Origin of the sequence: Paenibacillus alginolyticus DSM 5050 = NBRC 15375 (genome assembly GCF_000422905.1) — a bacterium.
GTDB lineage: Bacteria > Bacillota > Bacilli > Paenibacillales > NBRC-103111 > Paenibacillus_E > Paenibacillus_E alginolyticus.
Genome location: NZ_KE383955.1, coordinates 1 through 9,922 on the forward strand (window position 1 = coordinate 1; position 9,922 = coordinate 9,922).

Below are 9,922 nucleotides of genomic sequence, written 5' to 3' on the forward strand. Positions count from 1 at the left end.
TATATTTCTTCCCACAGCCGTGACAAAACCGGCTCTTGCAGGTGAAACATACATACACCGGTTCCGGTTCTCCTTCTTTACATCCCTTGCACTCATACAACGCAAAGCCCAGATCTCTACTGCCGCACTTCATCGCTTTCTGAACCGTTTCTTCTATGCTTTTACGAACAGATTCGGGATAGGATTCGGCATGCATTTGCCAAAACCCATGAAAGTGATCTTTCAAGATTTTCTTGACTGTCCCTTTCTTTTTATACGATTTCGGCTCACCCATCCTTCATCCCCCCCATTTCCATTCTACATTACTTATCCACAGATCCGCATCCCGCATAATTTCCTATACAACAAAAAAAAGAGCTGTACGGCTCTATAGCATACAACTCTCATTTCTCATTCATTCTTTCACGAATCGTCTGAAGAGGATTCCCTGCCACAAAGCTATACGGTGCCACATCCTTGTGCACAACCGAACCCGCTCCAATAATGGCATAGTCTCCAATCGTCACACCAGGCAGGATCGTCGTATTGGCACCTACCATCACATGCGATCCAATATTTACATCCCCGAGTCTATACTCATTGGTTAAATATTCATGGGCTAATATCGTCGTGTTATACCCAATAATCGTATTGCTCCCAATATGAATCTTCTCTGGAAAAAAGACATCCACCATCACCATCAAAGCAAAAGCGGTATGCTCACCAATCTTCATCCCCAAAACGTGTCGGTAGATCCAATTTTTCATACGCAGCGAAGGCGAGTACCGCGTTATTTGTATGAATACAAAATTCCGCATCGCCTTCCATTTGCTAACGGTATGATAGATTTGCCATAAAGCATTCGGTCCATCTACCGGATACTTATCCGTTTTTCTCAAACAGCATCCACATCCGACGTCAGCCCCACAATAGGAAGCAGGTCAAGCATATCGTCGATCAAATGATCCGGGTTATACTGCTCTAAGTAGGAGCGCCCTTTCCATGACCAAGATACGCCCACAGATATAACTCCTGCATTTTTGGCTGCCTCAATGTCATAATGGCTATCTCCGACCATCATCGATTGGTCTGCAGAACTTCCTAACACCTTAAGCGCTGCAATTATGCCTTCGGGGTGCGGTTTCGGCTCCTTCACATCTTCAACGGTCACGATGGTACTAACGAAACTATCCAGCCCACACAGCTTCAGACCCATCAGAGTGGTTTGCCGAATTTTACTCGTTACGATTCCGATTTTAATCCCGTTTGCATGCAGCTTAGCCATCGCCGTGCGTACATTCGGGAATTCTTTGACCAGTTCATCATGCTTGGATAAGTTGAAGGTCCGATATTTCTTAATGATCTCTTCAACCTCTTTCCTGCCTGTAAAAAATTCCATTTGTTCCACAAGCGGACGTCCCATATTCGGAATGATGAGTTCCCTGCTAACAGGCTCTGCCGTCTCGCCTTCCAAGCTATGCAAAAAAGATTGCACAATAAGCTCGTTCGTATCAACAATCGTTCCATCCAGATCAAATAGTACGGTTTGAATCATAGTCTGCTCCTTTATCTACTTCTTGATCTTTCAATACTTTGCTTTTATCAGCTTTCGTGGAAACAATAGGATCAGCATAGCGCACATTCGCGTATCCTTTTTTCCTTCTTACGATAATAATAATAACCATCCCTATCACGATCAGAAGCGCTAACAGCTGCGAGAATCTTATATTTCCGCCATATGTCAGTACGCCCGGTTCAAATACAACTCTCATTGGTGACCACAGTGCATTCAAGAGCGACGCAAGCCACGTGGGGCCAGTGAAATCAAGACTATCTGTACGCACACCTTCGATAAAGAAACGACCAATGGAATACCAGATAAAATAACTGAAAAATAGTTCCCCTGCCCGAAGGATGGGCCTGCGACGAAGCCAGAGTAGAACCAACAACCCTAAGATATTCCAGACTGATTCATACAGGAAAGCCGGGTGATAAAAAGTCCCCTCAATGTTCATTTGATTCACGATAAAATTAGGTAAGTGCAAAGTATTACGTAGGAATGACTCCGTAACAGGGCCTCCATGGGCTTCGTGATTCATGAAGTTGCCCCAACGTCCTATCGCTTGACCCACAATTAAACCTGGTGCACATATATCGGCAATTCTCAAGAATGAGTACCCTTTGGCTCTTACGTAGAAAAAAGTACCGATAATCGCACCAATTAGCGCTCCATAAATGGCAATACCGCCGTGCCAGATCATAAAAATTTCAGCTAAATTATCCTTATAATCGGACCACTGGAAGGCTACATAGTAAAGCCTAGCGCCAACAATCGCAGAAGGTACCCCAATTAACAATAAATCCATGAAAAAGTCAGGAACGATTCGGAATCGTTTCCCTTCTCGAATTGCCAGTAACAAACCAATTAACGCAGCTGTACCTAAAATAATGCCATACCACCGCACGTGTATCGGTCCTAAGGAAAACGCAACACTTTCGAGCATAGTTTCACTCCTTCATTATATTTATATAAATTGCTGCTTAATCATTATCAATCGAAATCCTCAAAATCTTCGTTCAGCGACTCCGTAAGCTTATTCGTAAACTGAAGTGCCGCGTTATATCCCATTCGTTTTAGACGATAGTTCATCGCTGCCACTTCGACGATAACCGCTAAGTTTCGTCCTGGGCGAACAGGAATCGTGACGAGCGGCAGATCCGTATCAATGATGCGTGTCAATTCTTCATCGAGGCCCAATCGGTCATATTGCTTGTCCTGCTGCCAATTTTCCAATTTAACCACAACCGAAATCTTCTTCACATTACGGATAGCACCAGCTCCGAATAAAGTCATCACATTAATGATACCCACACCGCGGATTTCAAGCAAATGACGAATAAGCTCAGGAGCATTTCCTGTCAGCACCTTATCGCCATTTTGACGAATTTCTACGGCGTCATCCGCAATAAGCCGATGACCTCTTTTTACAAGTTCAAGCGCAGTTTCACTTTTCCCGATGCCGCTGCTCCCTGTAATGAGCATACCTATTCCGTATACATCGACAAGTACACCATGAATTGTCGTACTTGGAGCTAGTTTATTCTCTAGAAACCCTGTTAAGCGGCTTGCAAAAATCGTCGTAGACATTTGACTGCGAAGTACGGGGAGATCACGCTTCGTCGCTTCTTCCAATAATTCAACAGGAACATCTAGTCCTCTTGTCACGATGATACAAGGCGTTTCTTCCGGCGAGCATAGCTGCTCTACACGATTGCGCCTGACACCCGTCGTTAACATTTCCATGAAGGTGACTTCCGTCTTCCCTAGCACCTGGATACGTTCTCTCGGATGGTAATTAAAATATCCGGCCATCTCGAGACCTGGACGGTATAGATCACCGGTTGTTATGGGACGTTTCAGTCCAGACTCACCTGCAAGAACCTCCATATGGAGTTGTTCTACCAATTCGGAAACCTTCACTTTTTTGGCCATCGTCCTGTCTCCTCCGAGTTTTGCCTGTGCAAAACGTGCTTCATCTGCTATTATTCATTCTTTTCAATAGTTTCATCGTAATGGAATAGTTAGGTGAAATCAACTAAAGTGTTCGTGAAACCGTATAAACAGACAAAAAAGCCAGCCGATAACGGCTGGCCTTTCTGTTAAAGCTTATAGATTAGGGTTAACCAAGATGGACAATGTTGTATCTTTATCGAAGAAATGAACTTTGTTCATATCAAGTGCCAATTTAACGTTTGTGCCTTCTTTGATTCCTGAACGACCGTCAACACGTGCGATTACTGTGTTAGCACCGATACCATTCAGGTACAAGTACATTTCGTGACCCAAGTTCTCAGTCAACTCAACGTTAACGTTGAATACTGTGTTCGGGGATGCTTCCAAGAATACAGGCTCTTCGTGGATATCTTCTGGACGAACACCCAGAATAACTTCTTTACCAACGAAACCTTTGTCTTTCAGTACTTGTGCTTTTCCAGCTGGAACTTCAACGTTCACAGTACCTGCTTTGAAGAAAACACCACTGCCTTCTTGTGTCAATGAACCTGTCATGAAGTTCATGGATGGGGATCCAATGAAGCCCGCAACGAAGATGTTCACTGGGAAGTTGTAGATTTCTTCAGGTGTAGCTGCTTGTTGAATGATACCTTTATCCATAACAACGATGCGATCGCCCATTGTCATTGCTTCGATTTGGTCATGCGTTACGTAGATCGTTGTAACACCAAGACGTTTTGTTAATTTTGTGATTTCCGCACGCATTTGTACACGAAGTTTCGCATCCAAGTTGGAAAGCGGCTCATCCATTAAGAATACTTGTGGCTCACGAACAATCGCACGACCCAAGGCAACACGTTGACGTTGACCACCGGAAAGAGCTTTTGGTTTGCGATCAAGCAAATGAACGATATCCAAGATTTTCGCTGCTTCGCGAACGCGAGCATCGATATCTGCTTTTTTGAATTTACGAAGTTTCAAGCCGAATGCCATGTTTTGATATACAGTCATATGTGGGTAAAGGGCGTAAGATTGGAATACCATCGCGATATCGCGGTCTTTTGGAGCTACATCATTTACAAGGCGGTCACCGATGTAAAGTTCACCTTCAGTAATTTCCTCTAATCCTGCGATCATACGAAGAGTTGTGGATTTTCCGCAACCGGATGCTCCAACTAATACAACGAACTCTTTATCTTCAACTTCAAGATGGAAATCTTTAACTGTGGATTCTTCTGCACCAGAATATCTTTTTACGATATGATTTAAACGTACGCCTGCCATGGTTTCATTCCCCCTACGATTTATCGATCATATGCTTGCTGATCAACTTTTCAATATACTCATCTTACCCTACGAAGTCCGGACTGACTATGCACAATCCCTACAAAAAAATCACTTTCTTTTCGTTACTTTGTACAATAGTAATGCAAGTCTCACTAAAACCGCATGATTGAACGTTCTAACATCCAGTCCAGTCTCATTTTTAAACTTGTCCAAACGATAGAGCAGGGTATTACGGTGTATATATAACTTCTTCGCCGTTTCACTAACGTTGCAGTCCAGTGTGAAGAAATGTTCCAACGTGATTACCGTCTCTGCATCCAGCACATGGTCTATGCCGCGAAGCACCTGCTCTAAGAATTCAGCTTTTTCCTCTTCATCAATCAAATGCAGCAGCTTCTCCAAACGAAGCTCCCAGCGAAGATGAATAAAGCTGCCCACATGAAAGGAGCGCCCTAACATGATGGTCTCTCGTAGCTTAAGAATCGTAGCGAACAGCGATTTTGAAGGCTTTACCGGATAATCGATGGCCAGGTGGCATTCGCCAACCCACTCATTAGCCAGCATTTCATACAGCCCAGAACCGAGAGCGTCGAGAATCTGCTCTACGCTTTCTTCCTCATCCCCTTCTCGCTCTTCGCTGCCACTGGTGAGTAGACCTTCAGGTGCTAGAATCAACCACTCTTTTTCTAGTAAAGGAATCAGGATGATCTCCGATTCAAAAAAGGACTCCAATAGCTTCTTCAGCTCCGCATAGGAAACGCGCTGATTTTGAGAATAATCCCCGTACAACAACAGCGGAATTTTCGTCGAATACAGGGAGGATTGTGAAGCAAGCGCATCCGGGAGCTCGGCATGGGTTGAGCCGCGTTCCATCTGCAGCAGCAGCCAATCTCTTAATTGGTGCGCCTTTCTTTCATCTTCAGATAAAAAAATTCCCCACTGTTTCTTTTCTGATGTCATCTTAGAATCTACAGTTAACTCCACGAGCTTACGCTCTGAAGCGGTTAGTTTGGCTTTGGAAACCTGCAGAACGCGAATATCTTTATGTTCTTTGGATAAATAAAAAAGCACATCCTGTCCACGGACAACACTTCGATTAAAGCCCTCAAGATTCTCTGCCTGCTCTTCCGCCAAATGCTCCCAATCTACCTCGGGTATCAAGCTAATCTGCATAGGTGACTGTAAAACCGCTTCCAAACGCTCCTTTACACGCTCCCAATCCATCTGCCTCTCTCCTTACTCCCTTATATCTTCTATATCTATCTCCTTATTGTAACATATGTGCTCCCCCTCATGTGAATGTGAAGGACCCCCTATTCACGTCACCTTCACCGTACGTAAGGATCATACTCCCGTTATCCACATATCTGGTAAATATGGCTATTTAAAACCAACTCATAATCTTTGGTAATTTGGAAATAATTGTACTAGGGTGATTTCATCCTATATTTAGTTTCGTCTCCCTCATCAGCACACTGCTGAATAGCAATGGCTGGTATATAGTGACCCGTATCTGCTTCTGGCTTGGTGTCATTCAAGGAATAATCGGCTTTATTTTTGGACTTACTGCTATCTATGGAGGTTGACTTACCTTGAAGAATCATACCTATTATCCGAACTACAACGTCCTAGATGAGCAAAAGGAATGGGATTCCCATACTCGGTCCATAGTGACCTCCCGACTGGTGCGTGAACACTCTCACCATTTTCTAACACCGTTAGAAACGGAAACATTACGGGCTTGGTGCGCTTTGCTCATGGATGATCATCGAGGAGATATTATTCAAACGATCCTTACCCATATTGATCGAACGTTGGCAGAAAATAAAGGGGAAGGACAGCGCAAAGTCAATGTACCCCCCATTCAAAACCTCCTGCGTCAGGGACTTAAAGCGATTGACGAGGCTGGATGGATAGCCGATAGCCGACCTTTCTTCGAATTAGACGAAGCTGCTCAAAAGCACATCATGCTCCAAATCAGCGATGCCAGCTACCCTCCAACGGAAGCTTGGGATGAAGTTCCACAAAAAGCACTGTTTCTTAAACTCCTTCAGTTAAGTGTAGAGGCCTACTACTCACATCCATTAGTTTGGTCGGAGATCGGTTTTGGCGGCCCAGCCTATCCTCGCGGATATGTACGAGCAGAACCTGGCCAACTTGACCCTTGGGAGGCAGTGAGGGAGCCATGAAGTGGAGACATGAACATGATGCTGTCGATATCGTAATTGTAGGCGCAGGTGCAGCAGGAGGTGTGCTGGCCAAAGAGTTGAGTGAAGCCGGCCTGAGTGTTGTTGTGCTCGATGCGGGACCTTGGCGGGATCCTCAGAAGGATTTCGCTAGTGACGAGCTGAGCATGCGGAGTTTGGCATGGGAAGATACTCGTATTGTCGATGTGACGGAACCATTTGGAGTGGAAAGGCATAATTCGGGTAAGGGTATAGGCGGCGGAACGCAGAACTTTACCGGTGTTTTTTTGCGCTTTCATGAATCAGATTTCAAAGCAAAGTCCATTGACGGCGTTGGTGATGATTGGCCCATTCACTACAAAGATCTGGAACCTTACTACAGCAGAATCGAAAAAGAAATTGCAGTTTCCGGCCCGAGACATTTCCCCTGGGGAAATTTCAAGGGACCTTACCCATATCCAGAGCGTGACCCTCTAAGTCCTAATGCTTATTTATTTCAAAAAGGCTGCGAAGCACTTGGCATTCAATCCGCGGTTACACCGCTTGCTATTCTCTCTGCTCCTTTTGAAGGGCGTCCTCCCTGCACCAATCGCGGCTTCTGTATCGAAGTCTGTATGCCGAATGCCAAGTTTAGCACCTTGATCGTTCATATTCCAAAAGCCGTTCAAGCTGGGGCTGAAATTCCCCCTAATTGTATGGTTACCCAGATCGAAGTCGATAAAGAGGGGCATATCAGTGGTGTTCTCTTTGTTAACCAAGGAAATACCTATCGCCAACGCGCCAAAACTGTGATTATAAGCGCACATGTTGTCGAGACCTCTCGCCTGCTGCTTCACTCTGCTCCGCCTCAATTTCCAGACGGTCTGGCGAATTCCAGCGGCTGGGTAGGCCGCGCGATTATGACGCATAGCAGCAATGATGTTTACGCCAAATTTGAGCAAGAGGTTCGATTATACAAAGGCACGCCTGTGTTAGCCTCCACACAAGATTTCTATGAAACGGATCCGCGCAGAGGCTTTGCTCGCGGCTATACCATTCACTCACACGGCTCGAGACCTATAGGTATGGCTCAGGGGATTAGCAAATCGTCTCACGAGCCCATCTGGGGAACGCAGCTCAGGCAAATCATGCTTGATTATAACTACTATGGGCGTTTAACCATGGTTGGTGAAGTTCTTCCGCAATGGGGCAACCATATCTCCTTATCTGATGAAAAAGATGGAAATGGCATGCCTCGTGCCTCCGTGACCTTCCATTATGGGGGTAACGATCTTAAATTAATCGATCACGCTGTAGAGAATATGAAACTCATCCTCAAAGCAGCCGGAGGCGAGGTTGCCCACGTAGTATCAGACACGCAGCATCTGATGGGTGGCTGCCGTATGGGTAATGACCCAGCTACCTCCGTTGTCAATTCATATGGTCAAAGCCACGACATTCCAAACTTGTTCATCTGCGATGCGAGTCTCTTCGTAACCTCAAGCGGAGGGAATCCAACAAACACTGTCATGGCGCTTGCAGCAAGAACAGCCGATTATATTATTGACCTTGCCTGCTCTTAATAGGGGGAGTAGCTTCACGTTGAATTGCATTGCCTGTAGTCAATCATCTACAATAAAAGAGAGCATTCAATATGAAAGGAGAAGTGACCTCCATGGCTATCGCAGAATTCACCATTATCCCTATAGGAACAGCCACTACAAGCCTCAGCGGCTACGTCGCAGATCTGCATAAAGAACTAGAGAAACATGCCGATATCGCTTTTGAAATGACACCAATGGGTACAATTCTAGAGGGTCCATTAGACCGACTGCTTGAAGTCATTCGTGCCGTCCACGAAGTCCCATTTACGAATGGAGCAGAACGAGTCTCCACCTCCATCAAAATCGACGATCGCCGTGATAAAACGGCCTCTATGAAGCAAAAAATGAAGTCCGTTGCCGACAAGTTGAAATAGAAAAAAAGCATCCGGCTTATGGATGCTTTTTCCTTGTGTAAGGGCGAACTAACTTTGCCCATTGGCTTATATAAAACAAAAAAAGACCTCACGGCCTTCAACGTTTACTTATAAAAGTGAGTCATGTAGGATTCGAACCTACGACACCCTGATTAAAAGTCAGGTGCTCTACCAACTGAGCTAATGACTCAAGGTAAAATGGAGGCTGATGGATTCGAACCACCGAACTCGAAGAGAGCAGATTTACAGTCTGCCGTGTTTAGCCACTTCACTAAGCCTCCAGATGAGAGATAACCATGCTGCATTGTTGCAGCACAACCATCTCAATGGCTCGGGACGGAATCGAACCGCCGACACGAGGATTTTCAGTCCTCTGCTCTACCGACTGAGCTACCGAGCCTTATGTAATTGTTTTTAGCTTGTCCAAATTCACTAAAAAATAAATGGCGGAGCTGACGGGATTCGAACCCGCGGTCTCCTGCGTGACAGGCAGGCATGTTAGGCCACTACACCACAGCTCCGCGTTAAAACTACCGGGGTCTCCAGAAAATGATCGGAAACTCCATCATTTATCCATCTTTACTTTTTGAAGTAAAATGGTGCCGTCGAGAGGACTTGAACCCCCAACCTACTGATTACAAGTCAGTTGCTCTACCAGTTGAGCTACAACGGCATATGAAGTTAATGGTGGAGGCTGACGGGATCGAACCGCCGACCCTCTGCTTGTAAGGCAGATGCTCTCCCAGCTGAGCTAAGCCTCCGACTTGATTGGTTTTATGGTAGCGGCAGAGGGGCTCGAACCCCCGACCTTACGGGTATGAACCGTACGCTCTAGCCAGCTGAGCTACGCCGCCACATAAAAAGTATATATATTTGGAAACTGGCGGAGAGAGAGGGATTCGAACCCTCGCACCACTTACGCAGTCTAACCCCTTAGCAGAGGGTCCCCTTATAGCCACTTGGGTATCTCTCCATTATCTAGTAGCGGCAGAGGGGCTC

Annotated in this window: 11 protein-coding genes and 8 tRNA genes; 3 read left to right on the forward strand and 16 right to left on the reverse strand. The window is 45.5% G+C overall.

What is annotated here, in order from left to right; genetic code table 11:
• The 8 genes from G519_RS47115 to G519_RS51875 form a co-directional block, all read right to left on the reverse strand.
• The coding region (locus G519_RS47115; RefSeq protein WP_029198959.1) for a transposase zinc-binding domain-containing protein at positions 1-274 on the reverse strand (274 nt) is incomplete at its 3' end.
• 109 nt (positions 275-383) lie between these two features.
• Positions 384-878: an acyltransferase gene (locus tag G519_RS0140940; RefSeq protein WP_029199452.1), complete on the reverse strand. Its 495-nt coding sequence runs from the start codon at positions 876-878 to the stop codon at positions 384-386.
• On the reverse strand, positions 875-1,534 hold the full coding sequence (gene ppaX / locus G519_RS0140945; protein ID WP_029199453.1) for a pyrophosphatase PpaX: 660 nt from the start codon (positions 1,532-1,534) through the stop codon (positions 875-877). Before ppaX ends, G519_RS0140940 begins: the two co-directional genes overlap by 4 nt.
• Positions 1,512-2,483 (reverse strand): prolipoprotein diacylglyceryl transferase, encoded by a 972-nt coding sequence (lgt, locus tag G519_RS47120; protein ID WP_084160601.1) that lies wholly within the window; start codon positions 2,481-2,483, stop codon positions 1,512-1,514. The genes ppaX and lgt overlap by 23 nt, the downstream gene beginning before the upstream one ends.
• Positions 2,484-2,530: 47 nt before the next feature.
• Complete coding sequence (hprK, locus tag G519_RS0140955) at positions 2,531-3,472, reverse strand: HPr(Ser) kinase/phosphatase (protein WP_029199454.1); 942 nt, start codon at positions 3,470-3,472, stop codon at positions 2,531-2,533.
• A 174-nt stretch (positions 3,473-3,646) separates the two neighbouring features.
• A complete protein-coding gene (locus G519_RS0140960; protein ID WP_029199455.1) occupies positions 3,647-4,777 on the reverse strand; it encodes an ABC transporter ATP-binding protein in 1,131 nt (376 codons plus the stop codon).
• A gap of 111 nt (positions 4,778-4,888) precedes the next feature.
• Entirely contained in the window at positions 4,889-6,004 is a 1,116-nt protein-coding gene (locus tag G519_RS0140965; RefSeq protein ID WP_029199456.1) for a PucR family transcriptional regulator, read from the reverse strand.
• A 203-nt stretch (positions 6,005-6,207) separates the two neighbouring features.
• Complete coding sequence (locus G519_RS51875; protein WP_164826798.1) at positions 6,208-6,384, reverse strand: hypothetical protein; 177 nt, start codon at positions 6,382-6,384, stop codon at positions 6,208-6,210.
• Here G519_RS51875 and G519_RS0140975 point away from each other — a divergent pair.
• The 3 genes from G519_RS0140975 (at position 6,373) to G519_RS0140985 (ending at position 8,923) form a co-directional block, all read left to right on the forward strand.
• The gene (locus G519_RS0140975) at positions 6,373-6,969 is read left to right on the forward strand and encodes a gluconate 2-dehydrogenase subunit 3 family protein (protein ID WP_029199457.1); all 597 of its coding nucleotides are present in this window, start codon (positions 6,373-6,375) and stop codon (positions 6,967-6,969) included. The two genes, G519_RS51875 and G519_RS0140975, sit on opposite strands and share 12 nt — an antisense overlap.
• Positions 6,966-8,528: a GMC family oxidoreductase gene (locus tag G519_RS0140980; protein ID WP_029199458.1), complete on the forward strand. Its 1,563-nt coding sequence runs from the start codon at positions 6,966-6,968 to the stop codon at positions 8,526-8,528. The genes G519_RS0140975 and G519_RS0140980 overlap by 4 nt, the downstream gene beginning before the upstream one ends.
• A gap of 92 nt (positions 8,529-8,620) precedes the next feature.
• On the forward strand, positions 8,621-8,923 hold the full coding sequence (locus G519_RS0140985; RefSeq protein ID WP_029199459.1) for an MTH1187 family thiamine-binding protein: 303 nt from the start codon (positions 8,621-8,623) through the stop codon (positions 8,921-8,923).
• 117 nt (positions 8,924-9,040) lie between these two features.
• Here G519_RS0140985 and G519_RS0140990 read toward each other — a convergent pair.
• The 8 genes from G519_RS0140990 to G519_RS0141025 form a co-directional block, all read right to left on the reverse strand.
• Positions 9,041-9,113, reverse strand: a tRNA-Lys gene (locus G519_RS0140990).
• Between the two features lie 9 nt (positions 9,114-9,122).
• Positions 9,123-9,204, reverse strand: a tRNA-Tyr gene (locus G519_RS0140995).
• A gap of 46 nt (positions 9,205-9,250) precedes the next feature.
• Positions 9,251-9,323: transfer RNA gene (locus tag G519_RS0141000), tRNA-Phe, on the reverse strand.
• 44 nt (positions 9,324-9,367) lie between these two features.
• Positions 9,368-9,444 (reverse strand) — tRNA-Asp (locus G519_RS0141005).
• 76 nt (positions 9,445-9,520) lie between these two features.
• Positions 9,521-9,596: transfer RNA gene (locus G519_RS0141010), tRNA-Thr, on the reverse strand.
• Positions 9,597-9,608: 12 nt separating this feature from the next.
• A tRNA-Val gene (locus G519_RS0141015) sits at positions 9,609-9,684 on the reverse strand.
• A gap of 16 nt (positions 9,685-9,700) precedes the next feature.
• Positions 9,701-9,777, reverse strand: a tRNA-Met gene (locus G519_RS0141020).
• A gap of 27 nt (positions 9,778-9,804) precedes the next feature.
• A tRNA-Ser gene (locus tag G519_RS0141025) sits at positions 9,805-9,896 on the reverse strand.
• Between the last annotated feature and the right edge of the window lie 26 nt (positions 9,897-9,922).